General features: G+C 70.5%; 20 protein-coding genes. 10 read left to right on the top strand and 10 right to left on the bottom strand.

What is annotated here, in order from left to right; translation table 11 throughout:
- Nucleotides 1-18: 18 nt before the first annotated feature.
- From NMK44_RS40845 to NMK44_RS40815, 7 genes are all read left to right on the top strand, one after another.
- Entirely contained in the window at nt 19-1,563 is a 1,545-nt protein-coding gene (locus tag NMK44_RS40845) for an alpha/beta fold hydrolase (protein ID WP_254753101.1), read from the top strand.
- A 39-nt stretch (nt 1,564-1,602) separates the two neighbouring features.
- On the top strand, nt 1,603-2,586 hold the full coding sequence (locus NMK44_RS40840; RefSeq protein WP_254753099.1) for a D-cysteine desulfhydrase family protein: 984 nt from the start codon (nt 1,603-1,605) through the stop codon (nt 2,584-2,586).
- Nucleotides 2,587-3,148: 562 nt separating this feature from the next.
- The gene (locus NMK44_RS40835; protein ID WP_254753097.1) at nt 3,149-3,559 is read left to right on the top strand and encodes a hypothetical protein; all 411 of its coding nucleotides are present in this window, start codon (nt 3,149-3,151) and stop codon (nt 3,557-3,559) included.
- Nucleotides 3,556-4,398, top strand: coding sequence for a transcriptional regulator (locus NMK44_RS40830; protein ID WP_254753095.1), 843 nt, complete (start codon nt 3,556-3,558; stop codon nt 4,396-4,398). The genes NMK44_RS40835 and NMK44_RS40830 overlap by 4 nt, the downstream gene beginning before the upstream one ends.
- Before the next feature lie 79 nt (nt 4,399-4,477).
- Nucleotides 4,478-4,873: a roadblock/LC7 domain-containing protein gene (locus NMK44_RS40825; protein ID WP_254753093.1), complete on the top strand. Its 396-nt coding sequence runs from the start codon at nt 4,478-4,480 to the stop codon at nt 4,871-4,873.
- A 169-nt stretch (nt 4,874-5,042) separates the two neighbouring features.
- The gene (locus tag NMK44_RS40820; protein ID WP_254753091.1) at nt 5,043-5,417 is read left to right on the top strand and encodes a hypothetical protein; all 375 of its coding nucleotides are present in this window, start codon (nt 5,043-5,045) and stop codon (nt 5,415-5,417) included.
- 109 nt (nt 5,418-5,526) lie between these two features.
- Nucleotides 5,527-6,105, top strand: a complete 579-nt coding sequence (locus NMK44_RS40815; protein WP_254753122.1) for a dihydrofolate reductase family protein — start codon at nt 5,527-5,529, stop codon at nt 6,103-6,105.
- A gap of 26 nt (nt 6,106-6,131) precedes the next feature.
- Here the strand turns inward: NMK44_RS40815 and NMK44_RS40810 are convergent, their stop codons facing one another.
- Genes NMK44_RS40810 through NMK44_RS40790 form a run of 5 tightly spaced genes read right to left on the bottom strand, consistent with a single transcriptional unit; the run spans nt 6,132 to nt 10,593 of the window.
- Nucleotides 6,132-7,061, bottom strand: coding sequence for an SDR family NAD(P)-dependent oxidoreductase (locus NMK44_RS40810; protein ID WP_254753088.1), 930 nt, complete (start codon nt 7,059-7,061; stop codon nt 6,132-6,134).
- A gap of 32 nt (nt 7,062-7,093) precedes the next feature.
- Entirely contained in the window at nt 7,094-8,122 is a 1,029-nt protein-coding gene (locus tag NMK44_RS40805; protein WP_254753086.1) for an SDR family oxidoreductase, read from the bottom strand.
- Nucleotides 8,119-9,441, bottom strand: a complete 1,323-nt coding sequence (locus NMK44_RS40800; protein ID WP_254753084.1) for an NAD(P)/FAD-dependent oxidoreductase — start codon at nt 9,439-9,441, stop codon at nt 8,119-8,121. Before NMK44_RS40800 ends, NMK44_RS40805 begins: the two co-directional genes overlap by 4 nt.
- Nucleotides 9,442-9,478: 37 nt before the next feature.
- A complete protein-coding gene (locus NMK44_RS40795; protein WP_254753082.1) occupies nt 9,479-10,342 on the bottom strand; it encodes a class I SAM-dependent methyltransferase in 864 nt (287 codons plus the stop codon).
- Nucleotides 10,339-10,593, bottom strand: coding sequence for an acyl carrier protein (locus NMK44_RS40790; protein WP_254753080.1), 255 nt, complete (start codon nt 10,591-10,593; stop codon nt 10,339-10,341). The genes NMK44_RS40795 and NMK44_RS40790 overlap by 4 nt, the downstream gene beginning before the upstream one ends.
- Before the next feature lie 753 nt (nt 10,594-11,346).
- Here NMK44_RS40790 and NMK44_RS40785 point away from each other — a divergent pair.
- From NMK44_RS40785 to NMK44_RS40775, 3 genes are all read left to right on the top strand, one after another.
- On the top strand, nt 11,347-12,354 hold the full coding sequence (locus NMK44_RS40785) for an acyl-CoA desaturase (protein ID WP_254753078.1): 1,008 nt from the start codon (nt 11,347-11,349) through the stop codon (nt 12,352-12,354).
- 117 nt (nt 12,355-12,471) lie between these two features.
- Entirely contained in the window at nt 12,472-14,100 is a 1,629-nt protein-coding gene (locus tag NMK44_RS40780) for an AMP-binding protein (RefSeq protein ID WP_254753076.1), read from the top strand.
- A gap of 96 nt (nt 14,101-14,196) precedes the next feature.
- On the top strand, nt 14,197-15,195 hold the full coding sequence (locus NMK44_RS40775) for a beta-ketoacyl-ACP synthase III (RefSeq protein ID WP_254753074.1): 999 nt from the start codon (nt 14,197-14,199) through the stop codon (nt 15,193-15,195).
- Between the two features lie 90 nt (nt 15,196-15,285).
- Here the strand turns inward: NMK44_RS40775 and NMK44_RS40770 are convergent, their stop codons facing one another.
- The 5 genes from NMK44_RS40770 to NMK44_RS40750 form a co-directional block, all read right to left on the bottom strand.
- Entirely contained in the window at nt 15,286-15,768 is a 483-nt protein-coding gene (locus tag NMK44_RS40770; RefSeq protein WP_254753072.1) for a DUF2867 domain-containing protein, read from the bottom strand.
- Between the two features lie 167 nt (nt 15,769-15,935).
- Nucleotides 15,936-16,211: an acyl carrier protein gene (locus tag NMK44_RS40765; protein WP_254753070.1), complete on the bottom strand. Its 276-nt coding sequence runs from the start codon at nt 16,209-16,211 to the stop codon at nt 15,936-15,938.
- A gap of 44 nt (nt 16,212-16,255) precedes the next feature.
- Nucleotides 16,256-18,697 carry a hypothetical protein gene (locus NMK44_RS40760; RefSeq protein ID WP_254753068.1) on the bottom strand — a complete coding sequence of 814 codons (2,442 nt, stop codon included), beginning with the start codon at nt 18,695-18,697 and terminating at the stop codon, nt 16,256-16,258.
- Nucleotides 18,698-18,884: 187 nt separating this feature from the next.
- Nucleotides 18,885-19,718: a class I SAM-dependent methyltransferase gene (locus NMK44_RS40755; RefSeq protein WP_254753066.1), complete on the bottom strand. Its 834-nt coding sequence runs from the start codon at nt 19,716-19,718 to the stop codon at nt 18,885-18,887.
- 84 nt (nt 19,719-19,802) lie between these two features.
- Nucleotides 19,803-21,965 carry an alpha/beta fold hydrolase gene (locus NMK44_RS40750; RefSeq protein ID WP_302889212.1) on the bottom strand — a complete coding sequence of 721 codons (2,163 nt, stop codon included), beginning with the start codon at nt 21,963-21,965 and terminating at the stop codon, nt 19,803-19,805.
- Nucleotides 21,966-21,993: the final 28 nt, after the last annotated feature.

Genomic DNA, 21,993 nt, shown 5'->3' with positions numbered 1-21,993 from the left:
GAGTCCATGACCCCCGCCGTGCAACGTCTCTCCCTGCTGTGCGCGCTCGTGGCGAGCGCCACCGCCCTGCTCCCCGCGGACACCGGCATCGCCTCCGCTCCCCATGACCCCGGCGCCGCCTCCGCTCCCGATGACCCGGGCGTCAGCACCCGGCCACTGCGCTTCACCGCGTGTCCCGAATCGGTGCCGCGGCCACCGGCGCCCGACCGGGTCGACTGTGGCCGGCTGCGTGTTCCGCTGGACTGGGACCACCCGGAGGGCGCGCACCTCCACATCGCCGTCTCCCGGGTCCGCGCCTCCGGCACCCCTGCCGAGCGGCGTGGCGTCCTGCTGGTCAACCCGGGTGGCCCCGGTGGCTCCGGACTGTCCTACGCCGTGACCAAACGCGCCAAGCTGCCCGAGCGGGTACGCCGCGCCTACGACGTCATCGGCTTCGACCCGCGCGGCGTCGGCCACAGCGCACCCGCCGACTGCGGAGCCATGGGCGGGCTGTTCGACGCCCCGGGGCCGGATCCGGTACCGGTCGGCCGCGCCGCCGAATCAGCCGGGCTCGACCGGTTGCACGGACTGGCCGATGACTGCGCGGCGGGCGCGGCGGACACCCTGCCGCAACTGTCCACCGAGCAGACCGCCCATGACATGGATGCCATCCGCGCGGCCCTCGGTGAACGGCGGACCCACTATCTGGGGGTGTCGTACGGCAGTTGGCTCGGCGCCGCGTATGCCGCGCGGTTTCCGCACCGGGTGGGCCGGATGGTGCTCGACAGCGTGGTCGGCCCCGAGGACTGGTACGACTTCGACCTGCGCCAGGCCCGCGCCCTGCTGCGCCAGCGCGAGGTGTTCTTCGGCTGGGCCGCGCGGCACGCGGACCGCTTCCGGCTCGGGGACGACGCCGCCACGGTGCGCACCACGTATCTGCGGGTGCGCGCGGAACTCGCGGCCCACCCGGTGGACGGGTTCGGGGCGGCCGAGTACGACCGTGCCGTGTACCGCTCCCTCGGCCGCACCGAACGCTGGACCGCGCTCGCCGACGGTCTGCGCGCCTCTCTGCGTGACGGCGACACCCGCCTCCTGCGCCCCGCCACCGCCTTCGACGGTGCGGAGTCCCGCAACTACGAGGCGGCCAACCGCATCGTGAAGTGTGCCGACGGTCCCGGTCCCGCACCCCGCAGGGTGGTGGCCGACATCCGCCGGCTGCGACGGCTCGATCCGTATCCGGTCCTCACCGGCATCGAGGCGTCCGCCTGCGCCTACTGGCACCACCGCCCGGCGCGGCGGACCCCGCTGGGCGGGCCCGGTGTCCCGCCGGTGCTGCTGACCGCCTCCGCACACGATCCGGTCACCCCGGTCGCGGGCGCCCACGGACTCCGGCGACGGCTGCCCGGGGCGCGGCTGGTGACGCTGGAACAGGACTATTCGCACGGAGTGTTCGCCAGCCGGGGCAACGCCTGTGTGGACGATACGGCCGCCGCGTACCTGGTCGACGGCACCGTCCCGGCACGGGACGTCCGCTGCGCCGGTCCGGGTCTGCCCGATCCCTCCCCCGCCACCACGGGGAGGTGAACCGGGGCACGGGCGCGGTGGTGTGCCAAGGTGGTGGCCATGATCTCCGGCCACCGCACTCCCCCACGGGCGCCCCTCGCCACCTGGCCCACTCCCCTCGAACCCGCGCCACGGATGGCCCGTGCGCTCGGGCTCGGTGAGGACGATCTGTGGATCAAACGTGACGACCTCATCGGCCTCGGCGGTGGCGGCAACAAGGTGCGCAAACTGGAGTGGCTGTGCGGCGCGGCGGTGGCCGACGGCGCCACCGTGCTGGTGACCACCGGCGCGCCGCAGAGCAACCACGCACGGCTGACCGCCGCCGCGGGGGCCCGCCTCGGTCTGGACGTCGTCCTGGTCCTCGCGGGCTCCCCCGGCTCCTCCTCGTCCGGCAACCTGGCACTGGACGGCCTCTTCGGCGCGCGGGTGGAGTGGGCGGGCGAGGGCGACGCCGGAACGCTGGCGACCGCAGCCGAACATGTGGCCCAGGGGCTGCGGCAGGAAGGCGCCGTTCCGGCGGTCATCCCCTTCGGCGGCTCCAGCCCGGTGGGGGCCCGCGGCTATCTGGAGTGCGCCCGTGAACTCCTCGACCAGGCCCCGGAGCTGACCACGGTGGTCACCGCGCTCGGCTCCGGCGGCACGATGGCCGGCCTGGTCGCCGGGCTGGGCCCCGACCGGGTGCTCGGCGTCCACTGCGGCGCCGTCCCCGCCCCCGCGACCACCGTCTCGGCGCTCGCCACCACCCTCACGGACACGCCCTGTCCGCCCAAGGCCCTCCGGGTCCGTCTCGACCAGGTCGGCGACGGTTACGCCACCCTGACCGAGCCCGTCATGTCCGCCCTCACCCTCGCCGCCCGCACCGAGGGCCTGGTCCTCGACCCCATCTACACCGGCCGCGCCCTGGCGGGTCTGACGGCCGCCGTACGCGACGGCGACATCATCCCCGGTCTGCGCACCGTGCTCCTCCACTCGGGCGGCCTCCCCGGCCTCTTCGGCCACCCCACGGCCCTCGCCCGCGCGGAAGCGGCCCTGACCAGCGGCTGATCGGCCGATCGGCGACGACGGGGGCGAACAGCCGGGCCCGGGACGTACCGGCGCGGGGTGACGGCTCGTTCCGGGGGGCGTACGCACGGCGTCGTCGGTCGATGGCGTACGGCGTCAGCCACCGGACGCAGAAGCGGCGTATTCCGCATGTCTGATTCCGGTCATGTCCCCGGAGCGGCGAAAAGCTGGTCTAGTCTGCTGCCCGCACATAGGACTATGGAATATGCTCCTCCAGGCTCTTGGCCGCATGGACCACTCCGCGCTATGAGTCGACCACGAACCGGAACGGCCGGTGGTGCACGGGAGTTCGGCGGTCGCCGACCGAGGTCCGGGCAGGGGGTCGGCCGATGGCGCCGTACCCAGGGGATTCGCTGAACCCCTGTGGCGGGTGGGGCTGCTGGGGCCCATGAGGCCGATGGGGTCGCGAACCCTACTACAACACACCGGCCGTTTCATAGCATTACCGGATTTCACCCCCTCGCGCTGAACGGTGCGTAACCTCACGGTCACTGATGAAGCGCCATCGGTGCGCGCCACGGGTACCGCAGGGAGGGGAGACCGCATGCCCGGGATCGACGAGTGTCTGCTCGAGGCCATGACCGTCAACGGCGCCCGCGGGGCCGCCGTGATCGAGTGGACCAGCGGACTCGCGCTCGGGATGGTCGGTGAGGTACGGGACGACGATCCCGAGGCCACGGCCGCCGAGACGGCCGAGCTGGCCAGGATGGCCGCCGAGCAGCGGGCGTTCGCGGCGGTCGGAGCGGACGCGGAGCAGGGCGGTGACGCGGAGGGGGCGTCGTCCGTGGAGGACGTCATCGTCACCACGGGCACCTGCTACCACTTGCTGCGGTTCGTCGACACGGCCTTCGACAGCGGCGTGTTCTTCTACTTATGGCTGGACCGCCGCGAGGGGAACCTGGCGCTCGCCCGGATGCGGCTGCGCGATCTGTCCGAGCGGCTGGCCCTGATATGAACCCTCACACCGACGTTCCCCCCGCCCCTCCCGCGAGACCCGGCGGCCGGACCGGAACCGGACCCACCCTCACCGTGCTCGCGGGGGAACGGGCCAGCGGCGCCCTGCTGTGCGAAGCGGGCACCGTCTATCTCTCCGAGGGCCGGGTGGTGCACGCCGAGAGCCCGGTGGCCCCCGGTATCGACGTACTGCTCACCACCGGCGGACGGCTGACCGCGGAGACCTGGCGGGAGGCGGTCGGCCACACCGACGGCCCCGGCGGCGTCGGCCGGTTCCTGGTCGACACCGGGCGGCTGTCCGACGCGGAGCTGGAGATCTGCCATCTGGGGGCGCTGTTCGACGCGGCCTACTTCGCCCTGGGCACCGGCACCGGTCCGCGCGGTTTCCAGCGGGACGCCGCCCACTGGCTGGGGCCCGTCCGCCCGGTGGGCGCCGACGCCGTCGAGCGCGAGACACGGCGCCGCGGCCGACTACTTGACGACTTGTGGCCTTGTCCGCAAGTCGATACCGCGCCCGTGGTGCTCCGCAGCCCCGATCCGCGGTCCCCAGCCGTGACCCGCCGTCAGCGCGCGGTGCTGGAGCTGGCCGACGGCGTCCGGACCCCCGCCGATATCGCACGGTGCCTGGGCCGCCCCGCGTTCCACACCTTGATCGACATCCGGCGGCTGGCGGCCGCCGGACATGTCGAGACCCCACGGCCCCAGGCCACCGCGCCCCCGGCCCGCTCCCCCGGGCCCGGCGCGGTGGTCTGGCCCGACACCGTCCCCGACACCGTCTTCGCCGACCCCGGAATCGATCTGCTGCGCCGGCTCCGTGACGCCCTGGAGGCAACCCTGTGATTCGTCCGACCGCCCCCGCCGCCTCCTGTGCACCGTCATGAGACGCACCCTGCGGCAGCGCACGGAGAGGAAACAGCTGATGGCCGCCGAACCCGACGTGCTCGAGGAACTCCGGCGGTTACGGGCCCGGGTCGCCGACGTCACCGGAGCCCTGGCCGCCACCAGTGACGGTCTCGTCCTGGCGCATGACACGGCCACCATCGAACCCGAGGGTGTCGCCGCGCTGACCGCCGCGGCCCTCGGGGTCTCCCAGTCCCTCGCGGACGCCACCAGCCGGGGCGCCTTCCGTGAACTGCTGGTGCGCGGCCAGAACGGCTATGTGGCCACCTACGCGGCCGGTCCCCAGGCCGTGCTCACCGTTCTGGCGGGACAGCGCACCAACATCGGGCGGCTCCATATGGAGGCCCGCCGGTCGGGCGCCCGGATCGCCGATCTGGTCGGCGGCGCCCTCGCACGGGCCGAGCACCACGCGTAACCCGCCGCCCGCGCCCCCCTTCACCACCCCCGTCCCCCGGGCCCGGCCGGGCCACTCCACGGCCTCGCCACGCCCTGTTCCGGCGCCGCGACCAACGGCGCCCTCGCACGACCGCACCCACACCGTCCGGAAGCGTCCGGACCCCACCCGAACGAAAGGAACGTCCATCATGGCGAACACCCAGACCGCACTCAAAGAGGCCATGACCACCATCGAGGGCAGCCTCGGTGTGGCGCTGGTCGACTACTCCAGCGGTATGGCCCTGGGCACCGTGGGCGGCGGGAAGGAGCTCGACCTGACGGTCGCCGCCGCGGGCAATACCGATGTGGTACGCGCCAAGGTGCGCACCATGGAACAGCTCGGCCTCAAGGACGGCATCGAGGACATCCTCATCACCCTCGACAGCCAGTACCACCTGATCCGGCTGCTGAAGGGGCGGGACAGCCAGGGGCTGTTCCTCTACCTGGCCCTGGACAAGAACCGCGCCAACCTGGCCATGGCCCGTCACCAGCTGCGCAAGATCGAGGGGGATCTCGAGGTCTGACCTCCGCTCCCCCGGCCGGGGGACACGGAAGCGGAACCGGTCGGCCCGGAGCCGGCGTCCGACCGGTTCCGCTACACCCCGCGGGCGTATCGTCACCGACATGACCGAAATGGGAAAGATCATCCTGACCATGTCGGTGTCCCTCGACGGCTACTTCGAGGGACCGAACCGCGAGATCGACTGGCATCAGGTCGACGAGGAGCTGCACCGCCACTTCAATGAGCACGCCGCGGCCATGGGCGCCTTCCTCAGCGGGCGGGTGACCCATGAGCTGATGGCCGACTTCTGGCCGACGGCCGAGTCCGATCCGTCGTGTACCGGGGTCATGGCCGAATTCGCCGCGATCTGGCGGGAGATGCCGAAGTTCGTGTTCTCCCGGACCCTCACCCACGCCGACTGGAACACCACCGTGCTGCACGAGGTCGACGTGGACGAGATCCGGGCCATGCGGGGACGGCTGGACGGTGATCTGGCGCTCGGCGGCGCCGATCTGGCCGACACCTTCCGCCGGCTGGACCTGATCGACGAGTACTGGATCTACATCCATCCGGTCGTGCTGGGCCGGGGCAGACCCCTCTTCCGGCCCTCGGACACCACCACCGCGCTGGAACTGGTGGGGACCCGGACGTTCGGCAACGGTGTGGTGCTGCTCCACCACCGGCGGTCCGGGTCCACGGTGCGGGGCTGAGCGTCGGTCACCGCCCAGCCGCCGGGCTACCGCTCCGTCCGCGCCTCCTCCGTCCGCTGCTTGACCACCCGGTTCAGCCGGTCCATCCGCGTGGCCAGCGTCATCCGCCCCTCCAGCCGGAAGGCCGGGGGCCGCTTGCCGTCCACGTCGTCGAAGCCGTACCGCTCGGCCAGATCACCGGTGGCCAGCACCTGTCCGGTGTGCTCCTTGACCTCCGGGTCCGCCAGCAGCGAGACCACCGCGCGGCCCACGTACTCCGGTGTGTGCACCACCGCGGCCGGACCGCTGCCGAGTGCGTCCCAGGCGGCCTCCACCCGTTCGGTGCGGACGAAACCGGGGTGCAGGGAGACGGCCGCGATATCGGTCTTGCGCAGATCGGCGGCGAACCCCCGGCACATGCGGTCCGAGGCCGACTTGAACACGTCGTAGCCGACCTGGCCCAGATAGATGTCCCCGTCGGAGAAGCTGATGCCCACGATCAGGCCGCGCTTCTCCGGGAGCATCAGCCGGGTGAGCCGGCGGGTCACGTCGTACTGCGCCCGCAGCGACCCCTCGAAGAGGTCGTAGCGCCACATGGGCTGGTCCCAGTACGGCGCGTCGAAGCGCACTTCGGAGGAGCGCTCGTAACCACCCCAGGCGTTGTTGACCAGCAGGTCGAGCCGCCCGTGATCGGCGTTGATCCGCTCGAAGAGCGCCTCGTTGGCCGCCGGGTCGCGGTGGTCGCAGCGCACGGCGATGCCGGTGCCGCCGCGCCGGGTGACCTCCTCGGCGGTCTCGTCCACCGTACCGGGCAGATCCTCGGTGCGGTTTCCGTCGCGCGCGCTGCGCCCCGTGACGTACACGGTCGCCCCCGCGGCACCGAGCGCGGCGGCGATGCCCCGGCCCACGCCGCGGCTGGCGCCGGTGACCACCGCCACCGCCTTGCTGAAGTCCGGTGGGTTCCAGCCGTCGTTCACCGTTGAAGTCCTTCCCTTGTGTGGCGCGGGCATCAGCTCAGGTGTGCCGTGGCGTACTCCAGGCTGCGGAGGTACGCCGTGGTGTCGGCCACCTGCGGAACGCCGTAGCGCTCGCGGAGTTCGGGCATGGAGGTGGGCAGCACCCCACCACTGCACGCGGTGACCTCGCTGACATCGCGCAGCACCGAGAGGTACGAGCGGGTCATGGGGGCCATCCGCGCCAGCTCGGCCGGGTCCAGCGAGGCGGGGTCCACGACGGGCGGGATGCTGAGGTCACGGCCCCGGGCGGCGGCGTGTTTGACGACCACCTGGAGGCAGGCGGCCACATCCATCGCCTCGGCCCCGTAGGTGACCCAGAACTCACCCTGGTCATCGCCCAGTTGGATGGACCGCAGCACCGCCTTGGAGAGCAGGTCCTGCGGTACGAAGTCCATCCGGATCCCGGCGTGGGCGGGGACGAAGGGCGCCCGGCCACGGCCGATCCAGTCGGACATCAGCTGGACGATCTGGCCCTGGGAGGTCCAGCCGGTCACCGAGTCGCCGACCAGGTTGGTGGGCCGGAACACGGTGTGCGCCACTCCGGACGCGCGCAGCAGCTCCTCCGCCCGGTGCTTGGACTCGATGTAGTTACGGCACACATTGCCCTCACCGAGAGGCAGCGGGGCGGTGTCCGCGAGCGCGGCGACGAACGCCGTGCTCATGAAGTGGACGACGGCTCCGGCCCGTTCGGCGAACTCCACGACCCGGCGGGTGCCCTCGATGTTGATCGGCTGGTACCGCTCGGCGGGCAGCCCCCATTCGGTCAGCCCGGCGGAGTGGATGACCACGTCCACCTCACCGGCCAGCGCCGCATAGCTCTCCTCGTCCAGGCCGAAGCGCTCGGCCGTGACATCGCACGGCACCGACCGTTCGGCCTCGGGCGCCGGGGCGCTGTGGGAGGCGGCGATGATCCGCAGGCCCGCCGCCTCCCGGCCGTCCGTGGGACTGGTGTTCTCCCGGAGCAGGGATCGGCCGACCACACCGGAGGCACCGGTGAGCAGTACGGTCCGCGGTGTGCTCATGGCCGTGCGTCCTTCCAGTCCATCAGCCGTGGCGCCATCCGGGCTCCGGCGTAGAGGAAGGGCTCGGGCGGGAACGGGGGCGGGGGTTTGCGCTGGTCGTTGTCGACCAGCAGCAGCCGTGAGTGGTCGGTGTCCTTGCCGAGCACCAGGTCGCGCAGGACCTTGCCGCCGGTGTGGGTGGCCGCGATGCCGTTCCCGCAGTAGCCGTAGCCGTAGAACACACCGTGGCCGAGCCGGCCGAAGTGCGGTGCGTAGTCACGGACGACATCGGCGGTTCCGCCGTAGGCGTAGGTGAAGGACACGTCGTCCCACTGCGGGAAGAACCGCTGGAACTCATGGCGGATGGTGCGGTAGACCTCGTCGCGGTTCATATTGCGCTGCCGCTTGTCGCGCCCGTAGTAGTACGGCGCGGGTCCCCCGGCGAACATGATGCGGTTGTCCTGGGTGAACCGTGCGCAGGTCAGCAGGGACTTGGCCTCCACCATGCCCTCGCGCCCGGCCCAGCGCACCCGCTCGATCTGCCGGTCCGTCAGCGGTTCGCTCACCATCGCGTAGGTCCAGATGGGGACGACCCGGTGGCGGAACGGCCGGAAGGCATCCATGTGGACGTTGGTGGCGAGCACCACCTTGTCGGCGGTGATCCGTCCGCCCGCGGTGACGACGGTGGTCCGCACCCCGGGTTCGACCCGCAGACAAGGGGTGTCGTCATGGATGACCACGCCCTTGTCGCGGACCACCCGGGCGATACCGCGCGCCAGCCGGAACGGGTTGACCAGGGCGCCACCGACACGCATACCGGCCTGGACGGCGGGTGAGTCGATGATGTCCCGGGCCGCTTCCCCGGTGAGGATGTCGGGCGCGACACCGCCGATGCGCTCGGCGAGTTCACGGTCCTCCCGCAACCGTCTGACCTGCCCGCGGTCGGTGGCGACCATCAGGTAGTCATTGGCCTCGTATCCCGCGTCGATCTTGTTCTTGCGGGTGAAGCGGCCGATTTCCAGGATGGACCGGCCGACCGCCTGGGTGGCTTCCAGGGCCCGCTGGGCGCCGAACTTCTTGACCAGCGCCTGGAGGTCCTTGCCGATGGTCGGGGTGACGAATCCGTCCGCCCGTCCGGAGGCCCCGTAACCGGAATACTTCGCTTCGATGATGTGGATGTCCAGCGCCGGTTCGGCCTCCTTGAGGAAGTAGGCCGTCCACAGTCCGGTGAATCCCCCACCGACAATGCACACATCGCAGTCGACCGACTCCCGCAGCGGGGGTCCGGGCACGACGGACTCGGTGTCGTGCCAGTACACGACATGTTTCAGGGTGTTCAATTATGGCCCCTTGACGTGAACCACCAGTGTTTTCCGGTCACACCGCTTCGAGAACCATTCTCGACAGCCCCAGGTGACGCTTGGCGAAGTGCTCGACCGTCGCACCCAGATATCTCTCGTAGTTGGCGACATTGAGCTCGCCCACGCATTCCAGGGCCTTCTCACGGTTCCCGCGCAGCCGGTTCAGCCACTCCTGACACGTGCGGCTATAGTGGTCCGGGTCGTTGCGCAACGTCACGACGTCGAAGTGTTTCTCACTGCCCTCGAGAACCTCGGACAGCGCAGGAATCTCAGATTCCGGAAAGACCGTCTCCATGATGAACATCAAGTCGCGGACGGTCTGCTTGTCCATGACCGTGTTGTTGCCCTTGATATTGGTCTGGAGCGCCAGCCGACCGCCCCGGGGGAGCCATGACCGGCATCGCCGGAAGAATTCCCGGTAGGCCTCGACCCGCTCGGCACGGGACAGTCCGGTGCGCGCGAAGTGCTCGAAGGCGCCGATCGAGATGATGGCGTCGTACGGCTCCCCGGGCTCGTGGTCGAGCCAGTTCTCCACCCGGATCTCGGTGCGGGGCAGCTCCAGCCGGTCGAGGTACTCGGCCTGGCTGCTGCTCAGCGTCAGCCCCACGGCCTGCTCGACACCGTGGGTGCCGGTCAGCCGCTTGAGCAGACTGCCCCATCCGCAGCCGACGTCGAGCACCCGGCGGGCGCCCGGCGCGCGGGCACCTTCGATCAGGTAGTCCAGCTTGCGCCGCTGGGCGTCCTCGAGCGTGTCCCCCTCGCCCCACAGGGCGCAGGTGTAGGTCAGCTCCTCGTCCAGCCACAGCTCGTAGAAATCGTTGGAGACGTCGTAGTGGTGCCTGATCGATTCCTCGGTGGCACCTTGGTAGTCGACCGTCACTCGGCGCTCGCCTTGGTGGCCTCGGCCAGTTTCACCAGATCACCGACGGTCTTCACACTCGCGGCCTGGCTCGGGTCGAATTCGATGCCCGCGTCGTCCTCGATGGTGTAGACGATGTCGGCGATCTGAAGGCTGGACAGACCCACTTCGTCGAAGGCGGTATCGGCGTTGAGCGTGAACGAATCCGCCTTGCTGCCCAGCTTCTTGGCTATGAGACCGCAGACGTCCTCGACGGTAATCACGGACTTCACCTCTCCTGGAATGGTTCACACGACCGCAAACCGGCCGGAACTCGATACTCATGGGGGAGGAATCACGGCACGACCGTGCGGGACCACGCCCAGCACTCGCGATGAACCGTTAGAACGCACCCGAGCTGTCCCCACGAACTCGGATGTCCCATCTTGCACGACCGGCGAGGCCATTGCCAGTGTCCCCTTGAGCTCCCCCACCGTGCCGTAGAGTTTCGGACCATGAGAGAGCACTCGACCGTGCTACCTGATCAGCATCACCCACGTCACAACGGCTGAGGCGCATGTGGCCACTTGTTTCACATGAATTGGCAACGTCCTGCCACTGGGGACTTCCGCGATATTGGCAACGTCCTGCCACCGGGTGGGGGGTTGAACTTCTTCCCCGCGGTATCAAAAAATGGCGTGTGGACCATCACCGCTCGAGCCCTTGGCCGACGCCCCGGGCCGATGGCCGAGTCGATGGCCGAGTCGATGTGCGATCAGAGGGTGACATGCCTGATCAACTGGAGAAGTGCGAGGACGCTCCTGCCCCGCCTGTCTCCGGCTTATCCACCGACGGCGCGGCTGACGACGGCACCAAGGAATGGGACGAGGTAATTCCGCTCGCCCCTGGCATGAAGCTGCCGACGCCGGCCGCACGGGCCGCGCCGCCCCGTCCCGCCACCACGAGCCCGGAGCACACAGGTGATCCCGCGCGTGCCGCATGGCGCGTGATCCGGAAAGAGTGATCCAGAATGGGAGTCAGGCACCATGGACGGTAGGGAACACCGCTGGTTCATCCTCGGCGCGTCGGTGATTCCGCTCATCGCGGTCCTCGGCGCCATGGTCCTCCTGTGGCAGGAGGTCTTCGGCTGGTCCGATGTGGTCGTCCTGGTCATCATGTACGCGATCTCCGGCTTCGGTATCTCCACCGGCTACCACCGGATGCTGACGCACCGTTCCTTCGAGACGTACCGGCCCATCCGGGTGGCCCTGGCCACCGCCGGAGCCATGGCCGGACAGGGGCCGCCGATCATCTGGGCCGCCCACCACCGGCGCCACCACCGGGTCGCGGACAAGGCCGGCGACCCGCACAGCCCGCACCTGGACTTCGAGCCCGGTTTCCGGGGGATGATGGCCGGACTGTGGCACGCCCACCTCGGCTGGCTGTTCCGCAACGGGCTGACCTCCGACCCGATCCGCTACTGCCCGGACCTGGTGCGGGAGAAGCCCCTGCGCTGGCTCAGCGAGAACCTGGTGCTGGTGGTGCTGGCCGGGGTGCTGCTGCCCGGAGTGATGGCGTACGCCATCACCGGCGGTTCGGTACAGGCCCTGCTGACCGGCATCCTGTGGGGCGGACTGGTGCGCATCTTCCTGATCAACCACATGACGTACGCGGTGAACTCGGTCGGCCACTACTTCGGACGGCGGCGGTTCAGCACCACCGACGAGTCCCGCAACGTGGCCTGGCTCGCCATCCCGTCGTTCGGCGAGGCCTGGCACAACAACCACCACGCCTTCCCCCGCTCCGCGCGGCACGGCATGAAGTGGTACGAGCTCGACCTGAGCGCCATCCTCATCTGGAGCCTGGAGCGGACCCGCCTGGCCTGGAAGGTCATCCGTATCGACACCGAGCGGCTGACCATGCGGGAGGCCAACATCAGCCGGGTGGAGGCGGGCCGGCAGGGCCGCCAGGAACTGCTGGAGAGCCAGCAGGAGATCGCGCCCATGGCCGACCGCTCACGGGACACGACGGCGTCCGTGGTGGACGTCGAATAGCCCCGGCGCACCGCCCGGCCGCCACCGCCGGGTCGCCGGACCCAGACAACCGGAACACCACCTGAGCGGCCGGGCGACCGGACCCGCCGGGGGAGCGAGACGACGGGGGACATCCCAATGCAACTGTGGAACGCGCTGACCAACGGCTCGGCGGGCGGCACCCTGCACGCCTGGTCCGGTGAGGGCTTCGAGCACACCCCGTGGCGCGAAGTGGTCGCCGACGCCCACGGGATGGCCGCGCGGCTGCGCGCCCACGGAGTGCGGCCCGGCACCCGGGTGGCCACCATCCTCACCAACACCCCGGAAACGGTCCGCGGCCTCCTCGCCGTCTGGCTCGCGGGCGGCGCGGTGGCCTCACTGCCGCTGCCCACCCGCGGCCAGAGCCAGGAGGAGTACCGCCGTCAGTTCTCCGCCGTGGCGGCGCGGCTGGACCCGGTGCTGCTGCTGGTGGACGACTGGCTGACCTCTCTGGTGCCCGAGGATCTCGCCGCGCAGGTGCCGGTGGCCGGCTGGGCCTCGCTGCGCGGCTCCGGGACCATCGAGCCCAGTCCGCCGGGACCGGATGACATCGCGTTCATCCAGTACTCCTCGGGGAGCACCAGCACGCCCAAGGGGTGTGCGCTCACCACCCGCGCCATCGAGGAGCAGCTGCAGATCATCCTCGCGCTGACCGGGGGCCGCCCCGCCGATGACACCGTGGTGTCCTGGCTGCCGCTCTCGCACGACATGGGGATGTTCGGCTGTCTGCTCTACGCGTGGGCGTACGACTTCCAGTTCGTGCTGTCCACGCCCGAGCGGTTCGCGATGGCGCCCCGCAGCTGGTTCCGGGACATGTCCGAGTACCGGGCCACGATGACCGCGGGCACCAGTACCGCGGTGTACCTCGCCGCCCGCGCCCAGGGCCGCGCGGAGCTCCCCAGGGAACTGCGGCTGCGCGCCGCGGTGATCGGGGCCGAACGCGTCGACTGGGACACCCTGTCCATGGCCACCGAGAAGTTCGCCCGGTTCGGACTGTCCGACACCGCCTTCCAGCCCGCGTACGGCATGGCCGAGGCCACCCTCGCGGTGACCGGCAAGCCCTGGGCCGACGCCCCGGCCTCGCTGGTCTTCGACGGTGCCGCGCTGCTGGACCAGAAGGCGGTGGAGGTGTCCGCCGACCACCCCCGGGCCACCCGGCTGGTCTCCAACGGAGTGGCGCTGCCCGGGGTCGAGGTGGTGGCCGGGTCCTCGGGCCAGGTGGCCGAGATCGAGGTCGGCTCGCCGAGTCTGGCCCGCGGGTACTACGGCGATCCGGAGCGCACCGCCGACCGGTTCACCGACGGTCGGCTGCGCACCGGTGACCTGGGCTTCCTCCATGACGGCGAGCTGTATGTGATGGGCCGCTCGGACGACATGCTGTCCGTCGGCGGCCGGAAGATCTACGCCGCGGAGATCGAGTCGGCCGTGGACTCCTTCCCGCAGGTGCGCAAGGGGTGTGCGGCGGTGGTGGACATCGGCGGCTCCGGCGAACTGCCCCGGCTGGTGCTGATGCTGGAACCCCAGGGCAGGCCGCGGGACTTCCGGCCGATCGCGGACCGGGCGGCGGCGGTGGCGCTGGAGAAGTCGGGGGTGGCGCTGTCGGAGTGCGTGTTCCTGCCGCGCGGCAGTCTGCCGAAGACCCCGAGCGGGAAGATCCAGCGGTTCCGCTGCCGGGCGATGCTGGACGGGGACCGGGTGGAGCCGCTGGCCCGCGTGGCGTTCGGCTGAGGAGGAGACGCCCGTGACCCCCATTCCGTCCGCTCCCCCGGCCACCGGCCGGGCGCCCGCGCCCGGCCCGGCTCCCTCTCCCCGGAGGCATCGCGTATGAAGGCGCGGATCACACCGTCCGTGGGCGCACCGCACGCCCGTATCCTCGGCGTGGGCGCGTACCGGCCCCGCCGTGCGGTGACCAACGAGGAGCTGTGCGGCCGGGTGGACTCCTCCGACGAGTGGATCCGTACCCGCACCGGGATCACCTCCCGGGGCTGGGCGGATCCCGACGAGACCATCGCCGATATGGCGGTGCCCGCCGCGGGCAAGGCGCTGGCCGCCGCGGGGGTTCCGGCCGACGCGCTGGACTGCGTCATCGTGGCCACCTTCACCCATCTGCGGCAGACGCCCGCGGTGGCGGCCGAGGTGGCCCACCGGCTGGGAACGCACGCCGCGGCGTTCGATGTGTCCGCCGGGTGTGCCGGATTCGTGCACGGTCTCTCGCTGGCCGCGGACGCGGTGCGGTCCCGGGGCGGCCATGTGCTGGTCATCGGAGCCGAGCGGATGACCGATCTGCTCGACCTGGACGACCGCTCGACGGCGGTCATCTTCGGTGACGGTGCGGGCGCGGTGGTGGTCGGACCGTCGCGGACCCCCGCGATCGGCCCGGTGGTCTGGGGCGCCGACGGCTCCCAGACGGAGGCGATCTCGCAGACGGTGCCGTGGGACGCGCTGCGCGGGGACCGCGATCTGCGGTGGCCCGCCCTCCAGCAGCAGGGCCAGAAGGTGTTCCGCTGGGCAGTCTACGAGGTGTCCAAGGTGGCCGAACAGGCCCTGGCGGCCGCCGGGGTCTCGCCCGCCGATCTCGACGCCTTCATACCGCACCAGGCCAACACACGGATCATCGACGCGATGGCCAAGCGGCTGGAGCTGCCGGAGTCCACCGTCATCGCCCGGGACATCGTGACCACCGGGAACACCTCGGGCGCGTCGATCCCGCTGGCGATGGAGGCGCTGATGTCCTCGGACGCGACCAGTCCCGGGGACCTGGCGCTGCTGGTCGGTTACGGCGCCGGGCTGTCGTACGCGGCCACCGTCGTGGCGCTGCCCTGAAGCTCCGCGGTGTGCTCCCCCGCGGAAACGGCACGAGGAGGCGCGGGCCCGGTACGGACCGGCGCCTCCTCGTGTCCGCGGGAGGACGGGTCAGCGGGTGGCGCGGAAGCGGTCGGCGCGCCGCAGCAGATAGGGCACGGCCATCTGGTGGATCGGCTTGGCCATGCCCCAGACGGCGCGTGCGATCCCCTTGTTGAAGCGCACGAACGTCACCCAGATGACATGTCCGTCGTTCACGACGACGATGTTGTAGGTGGCCACGATTCCGGAATGGCCTTCGAGCGTCATCGTGCTGTCGTCGGTGTCCGAGATGTGCCAGCCCAGCACATGCCGCGGTGACGGGGTCTTCGGTCCCATCCGTAAGCCGAGGACCTTGGTCCAGCCGAACCGGAGGAACCACCGCAGGACGGCCGGGGCGTGCTCGAAAGTGGCCCGTCCCCATTGTTCGGGAGTCGACCCCCGTGCGTCTTCGACGGGCAATTCAAAGGCCGACTCGTATTGGAATCCCGTGAATTTCTTCCCGTCCAGCAGTGCTCGTGGAATGTCGACACGCTGTGCGCGCGCAGTGGCCATGGAAGTGGGCTCCTTGGAATCGCTGGCGTTGCCATACGGCCTGACGGCCCATGAGGCCCCGCACTTTACCCGTTGCTGACGAACGGCCGGAAGACGGCGCTTCGCCATTGCGTCCGCGATACGTCAGCCGACCGGATTCCTCCGGTCGGCTGACGGCTGCGTTTCGTTCAGCCGCTCGGGGTCTGGCTGTCATCCCGCTGGGCCGCGAGTTCGCACACCAGGTCGACCACATCACCGACGGTGCGGACCCAGGAGAGCTGTTCCCGTTCCACATGCCGGCCGAGTTCGCGTTCCAGCACCGTGATGAGATCGACGTAGTCCATCGAGTCCATACCGAGGTCTTCCCGGAGATTGGTCCGCGGGTCCGCCACGTCCTCCCGCGGCATCACCACGGCCTCGGCCAGTAGCGTGATCACCCGCTCCTCGAGCTGGGCGCGCTCCATATCCACTCCTTCGGTCGGTGTTCCGGCGCCGCTCCCGCCGCCGGTCACGAGGCCGGGTCCGACTGCTGTGCCGGGGCCGACTGCTGTGCCGAGACCGGCACCCCGGCCATGGCCAGCGCCTTCGGGGAGAGCTCATCGCGCTGCCAGCCCAGCGAGGAGAACCGGCTCAGCCCGTCGCCCTCGTTGTTGTGCCCCACCAGCACCGAGTAGAGGTTGATGGTCCCGGGCTCCCGGAGCTGCTCGGCGAACGGCACATCGTCGAAGCCCGCGATCCGGCGGTGCCGGACCGTCAGCCCGCCGTAGCGGCGTTCGTAGTCCTCCGGAGTGAAGGTCAGCACCCCGGTCTGGCCGCTGACGGCCGAGGGCTTGACGCTCTCCCGGTAGGTGCGGATCACGGAGTGACTGCCGTTGACGAAACGGAAGATGCTGAGGTTGCGGCGGAACGGTTCACGGTCGACCGCGATCTGCTGGACGAGGGCCGGCAAGATGTCCGGGGTCATGGCGGCGGCGCCGTCGCCGGTGAAGGAGATGACGTTCTCCTCGCGCCGGGTGAGGATGCCGGGCAGGGCCATCAGACCGTCCCCCATCAGCCCCCGGCCGTACCATCCGGAGACACAGGGGCCGGTGCGCGGAAGACTGTTGACGGCGGAGAGTCCGGCGCGGCCGATGTCATAGACGCCGACGTAGCGGTAGTCATGCTCGCGGATGATGCCGTCCAGGACGCCGCGCAGCCGCCGGAAGAAGTAGTTGGTGGTCATCGGCAGCACCGGCAGCAGACTGATCACATCGCCGTCGGAGTCGGTGGTGGACGCCATGGCGTCCCGCCGGTAGGCCAGTACCTCCGGATCCACCTGGAGCCGGTCCAGCAGGGCCCGCAGCACGCCCTCGATATCGGCCACGATGCCCAGTCCGGTGAACGGCGCCCGGTCGACCTCCCGTTCGGTGATCTGGATCGGGGCGAGCTGCCGCAGTTGGGACTCGGAGAACGGGGTGTCGATCTGCGGGATCTGGGTGCCGAGGAACATCACCGACTGCTCGTCGCCGGGACGGAGCCGCCCGTCGTGGTACAGGTACTCATGGACGCGTGCCGAGTAGCCGTACATGCTCAGCGTGCCGATGAACTCCTCGACGGTACGCCCGTCGTGGTGGCGGGTCACGGTGCCGGGCTGGGCCACCGAGTCGGCGAGCCCGATGCCCGCCCGGTGCGCCAGCTCGTACAGCAGCTCCTTGGCGGTGTCACCGAGCGGGCCGACCTGGCAGAGCAGCCTGCGGCGCTCGGAGTTGAGCAGCTCGGCCAGCCGCTCTACCTCGGGGGTGCGCACGGCCTCCACCGTGGGCTCCGCCACGGCCCCCGCCCCGGGCGGCCGGTCGAGGTCGAGGGTGGTCTGGAGGACATCGCGGGGAGCGATCACCATCACCGGCCCCCGGTCCGCCGAGTACGCTTCGAAGGCTTCGGCGAGACCGCGCGGGATGTCGTCGGAGCGCGGGATATGGACCACCGGGAAGCCGCGGGCCAGCAGCGAGGGGCGGCTGTCCTCGGTCTGGTGGATGGTGCCCTGGAACGGGTGCCACTGGTCGGTCCGGGAGTCGCAGCAGACGATGAAGCCCTTGGTGCGCACCGCCACGTGGTTGGCGAGCGTGCCCCGGAACTCCTCGTGCATACCGCTGGTGGCGACGATGGCGAACGGGGCGCCGTCAAGGGTGTAGCGGGCCAGCGCGGAGCAGGCGAGGCTGTGCTCGCTGGGGCCGCGGACGACCGGGTTGCCGCCCGCGACGGCGCGCTGCTCGATGTCGTCGATGAAGGTGGCGACGCCGGAGCCGGTGTAGTAGTGCAGCCCCCACGTGGAACCGGCGCGGGCGGTCAGGAAGTCGGCGATGGCGTCGGCGATGGTGCTCGGCTTCATCCCGGGCCGCAGACGGCTGTTGCTGCGCAGCTGGACGGAGTCGACGAACGCGCAGGCGATGTCGGCGGGGACGACCCATTCCTCGGCGGGCTTCCAGCGCGGGGTGAAGTGCTCCACCGAGTAGAAGCTCTCGACATCGGCGTCGGTGTAGACGTGCACCGTGTACGGGCTCGGCTCGAACTCGACCGTCTCGCCCAGCTCCCGGGAGATGGCGCACAGCCGCTCGTTGAGCTCGTCCGGCGAGGTCATGCGGTAGCGGTGGGCCGCGTGGTCGACGACCAGCAGGCTGAGGACGGTCTTCTGGTCCTGGGCCGCCCCCAGGACCGCGTCCCGGACGGCGTCGAGGGAATCGACGGTGAGAAGGGTGAACCGGTCCTCGGGCGCGACGAGATCGAGAAATCGTAAGCCGCGTTTCACCACTTCGCGATATTCGTCATTCGCCGGGTTCCCGGCCGGTGAAACAGCGATGTCGACATCTCGCGCTCCGGCCAGATCGGAAAGCGCGCGGCCCGCCGCCGGGCCCATCACATCGCTGTCGGTGACAACAACCACCAGTCGGCGGAAGGGACTGATATGAGCCATCTCGGGCATAGAACATCCCAACAGTAGGCGTGATCAGGACTGACCAGGGTCAAGAAGTGATTTCCGACGTTCCGTCGACCTGGATCCGACGTCGTGCGGCTTTCTCCATGACGTCATACGGCTATCCCCATTTCGATCCTGGCAGCCCCCTGGACACAGTGTCAACGCATCGCCGACAAAGCCTTTTTCATGGAGTCAATCGGACGACGGCGGACCAGAGAGCGCGGCCCGGACGGCGCGGATTTCCTTTGGGCAGCCGGGCCACGAAACGCATCACGGACGACAGTCGATTCCAGCGCGCGGCCGCGGGCAACTGTGAGGCGAAACGTTCGACGGTCCACCCCGTCCGTTCGAAGAAGGCGATCCCGTTCTCCGGACCGAAGATCACGGGTGCGTTGTTCGCCCGGCCCGCACCGCTGGACATCTTGAGGATCGCGGGTCCGATGATGTCCGCGGCCCACCAGGCGACCTCCGGTCTCCTGAGTTCCGCGGTGAGCCGGCGCACCTCGGACTCCGGCAGGTACAGCAGCAGCCCTTCGGTGATGACGAGCGTCCTCGCAGCCCCCTTGACCGCCTCGCCCAGACAGCGGCGGCGCGCCGCCCCGTCGGTGAGGTCGACCGGCACCCGGGAGAGCTTGCAGCGAGGGGACTCATCGGCGAGCACACGGTCCTTCTCCTCGATGATCCCCGGGAGGTCCACCTCGATCCACTCCAACGAGGCCGGGAGGTCCAGCCGGTACGGCCTGGTGTCCAGGCCCGCGGCGAGGTTGACGACCCGGTCGCACCCCTCGGCCAGGGACCGTTCGACGAGGTCGTCGATCAGCTTGGTCCGCGCGATGAAGAACCAGCCGTTGCCGAACGACCGCCTGGCCGCTTCGGCGATCATCCTGCCGCGCTCCCCGGCCAGCCCGGCCGCCAGGGGATCGTGGAACAGCGCGTCCGGGCGGAGGGTCTCCTGTGCCCGGTACTCCGCGACCCAGCGCGCGGTGTCGGAGACGTGGTCGAACACCGTCTTGGCCATGAGCTCTCCTCTTGTGGCGCGTGTGCTGCTCTTGTGGCACGTGTGCTGCGAGGTGGCGGGGCCGTGGCCCGTGCCTGCCGCCCGTCAGGGGGTGGACACCCGGGTGAACCAGTCCCCGATCACCCGGGCGGTGGTCGCGGCCTTGTCCTCGAGGATCGAGAAGTGGTCGGCCAGGACGGATTCATCGGTGTCCGCCGCCTTCCAGACCGGATCGACCGGCAGCTTCAGCGGGGTGTCGGCGGCGGTCGCCCGCACCGCGAGGGTCGGGGCACCGCAACTGCCCGGGGACCACTCGTCGTACAGCCGCAGATAACACCCCATCGCCATCAGGTTGTTGTCATTGACCACCAGACCGGTCGGATCGCGGTCGAGGATCTCGCTCATCGCCCAGACGAACAGGGCCTCGCGTTCGCTGCGGACGTCGATGTCATAGGTGTCGACCATGACGACGCCCCGGACCGGGTGTCCGCCGCGCTCCAGACGTTCCGCGACGGCCTGGGCGACCAGCCCGCCGACGGAGTGGCCCACCAGGAAGAAGGGCTCGCCCGCCGCGGCCGTCACCGTGGCGTCCGACAGCGCCTCGATCGCCACCGTCCAGGAGGCGGGCAGCAGGGGGGACTTGCCGAACCCCGGCATGATCAGCGCCGAGGTCCGCAGCCGCGGGCTGAACTCGGAAGCCAGCCGGGCGAACTGATGCGGTCCGGAACCGGCGAGGAACGACGGTACGCAGATCACCGCGGGCGAGGCCGCGCCCTCGGCCGCGAGCACCGCACCCGGCGCACCGCCCCGTTCCGCCGTCGAGGAGAACGACGGCCGGAACCGCGATGCGGCCATCACCATCGGCACGGCTTCCGGGATGGCGTTCTCGACATGGGCACGGCGCAGCAGCACGGTGAGGGTGCCACGGCTGTCCTGGGCCGGAGTCGCGGCCGGGGCAGACCGCTCCGGCGCGGGCACCGCGGGCCTCTCCTTGGCCAGCCAGTACCGCTGGCGCTGGAAGGGGTAGCGGGGCAGTTCGACGGTACGGGGGGCGCGCCCGGCGAACGAGGGCGACCAGTCGACCCGTACGCCGCCCACGAACACCTGGGCCAGGGTGTGCAGAAAAGCGGCCGGACCGTCGGGCGCGCCCGGCGGCGCCTGGGTGATCATGAATTCCGCCGGATCGCCGCCCGCCGCGGTGACGGCGCCGGTCAGGGCCGCGGTGAGGGTCGGTCGCGGGCTGATCTCGATGAAGGCGCGGAAGCCCTGTTCGACCTGGGTGCGGACGGTGTCCCGCAGGGGGACGGCCCCCGCCGTCGTGGCGGTGGAGGTGGCCACGGCGGCGGCCGCGTCCTCGAGTCCACGTCGTCCGTCGATCACCTCGATGGCGAGCTCGGCGCCGGGCTCACCGGTCACCGCGTCGGGCTGCACACCGTAGGCGCGCCACAGCGCGGCCAGTGACACCTGGACGGCGAAGAGGGCGGGGCCGAAGACACCGGGGTCGTCGAGGGAGGGGGCGCCTGGGACACCGTTGACCACGTCGAGCAGGTCCCAGCCGGTGTGCGGGGCGAGCGCCCGGGCGCACTCCGCCATCCGCGCGGTGAACGCGGGTGCGGTGGACAGGAGTTGCCGGGCGGGTTCCAGCGACTGCTTGTCAGGGGCGGGGATCACGAACGCCGTGCTCCCGCCCCGTGCACCGGAGTTGAGCAGCACCCCGGGAGCCGAATCGCCGCTGATCACCTTGTCCAGTCCGGTCAGCAGCTCGTCGCGGTTCCGGCCCACCACGATCGCGCGGTGCGAGAGCTGGGCACGGCCGGTGGCCAGTGAGTGGCCGATGTCGACCGGGTCGAGTCCGGGGTGGGCGGTCAGCCACTCCTTCAACCGGCGTGCCTGTGCGGTGAGCCCGGACGGCATCTTGCCCGACAGCGCCCACACCACCGGCTCACCCGGGGCGGTGGCAGCGGGCCGGTCCCGGTGCGGGGGCTGGTCCGCGGGTGCCTCCTCGATGATGAGGTGGGCGTTGGTACCGCTGGCACCAAAGCTGGACACCCCCGCGCGGCGCGGACGCTCACCACGCGGCCACGGACGCCCCTCCGTCAACAACTCCACCGCGCCCGAAGACCAGTCCACCTTCGACGACGGCGCCTCCGCATACAACGTCGCGGGCAGCCTCTCCGCCCGCAACGCCATCACCATCTTGATCAGACCACCCACCCCCGCAGCCGCCTGCGCATGCCCGATATTCGACTTCAACGACCCCAACCACAACGGCTCCCCCAACCGCCCACACCCATAC

Origin of the sequence: Streptomyces cucumeris (genome assembly GCF_024295805.1) — a bacterium.
Taxonomy (GTDB): Bacteria; Actinomycetota; Actinomycetes; order Streptomycetales; family Streptomycetaceae; genus Streptomyces; species Streptomyces cucumeris.
The sequence above is the reverse complement of the archived record's forward strand: the minus strand, read 5'-3'. Positions and strand labels throughout refer to the sequence as shown.

Excerpts from the sequence above, each read along its gene's own strand:
- NMK44_RS40840 (WP_254753099.1), top strand. The coding sequence starts at position 1,603 with ATGATCTCCGGCCACCGCACTCCCCCACGGGCGCCCCTCGCCACCTGG.
- NMK44_RS40835 (WP_254753097.1), top strand. The coding sequence starts at position 3,149 with ATGCCCGGGATCGACGAGTGTCTGCTCGAGGCCATGACCGTCAACGGC.
- NMK44_RS40830 (WP_254753095.1), top strand. The coding sequence starts at position 3,556 with ATGAACCCTCACACCGACGTTCCCCCCGCCCCTCCCGCGAGACCCGGC.
- NMK44_RS40825 (WP_254753093.1), top strand. The coding sequence starts at position 4,478 with ATGGCCGCCGAACCCGACGTGCTCGAGGAACTCCGGCGGTTACGGGCC.
- NMK44_RS40820 (WP_254753091.1), top strand. The coding sequence starts at position 5,043 with ATGGCGAACACCCAGACCGCACTCAAAGAGGCCATGACCACCATCGAG.
- NMK44_RS40815 (WP_254753122.1), top strand. The coding sequence starts at position 5,527 with ATGGGAAAGATCATCCTGACCATGTCGGTGTCCCTCGACGGCTACTTC.
- NMK44_RS40805 (WP_254753086.1), bottom strand. The coding sequence starts at position 8,122 with ATGAGCACACCGCGGACCGTACTGCTCACCGGTGCCTCCGGTGTGGTC.
- NMK44_RS40785 (WP_254753078.1), top strand. The coding sequence starts at position 11,347 with ATGGACGGTAGGGAACACCGCTGGTTCATCCTCGGCGCGTCGGTGATT.
- NMK44_RS40780 (WP_254753076.1), top strand. The coding sequence starts at position 12,472 with ATGCAACTGTGGAACGCGCTGACCAACGGCTCGGCGGGCGGCACCCTG.
- NMK44_RS40775 (WP_254753074.1), top strand. The coding sequence starts at position 14,197 with ATGAAGGCGCGGATCACACCGTCCGTGGGCGCACCGCACGCCCGTATC.
- NMK44_RS40770 (WP_254753072.1), bottom strand. The coding sequence starts at position 15,768 with ATGGCCACTGCGCGCGCACAGCGTGTCGACATTCCACGAGCACTGCTG.
- NMK44_RS40765 (WP_254753070.1), bottom strand. The coding sequence starts at position 16,211 with ATGGAGCGCGCCCAGCTCGAGGAGCGGGTGATCACGCTACTGGCCGAG.
- NMK44_RS40760 (WP_254753068.1), bottom strand. The coding sequence starts at position 18,697 with ATGGCTCATATCAGTCCCTTCCGCCGACTGGTGGTTGTTGTCACCGAC.
- NMK44_RS40755 (WP_254753066.1), bottom strand. The coding sequence starts at position 19,718 with ATGGCCAAGACGGTGTTCGACCACGTCTCCGACACCGCGCGCTGGGTC.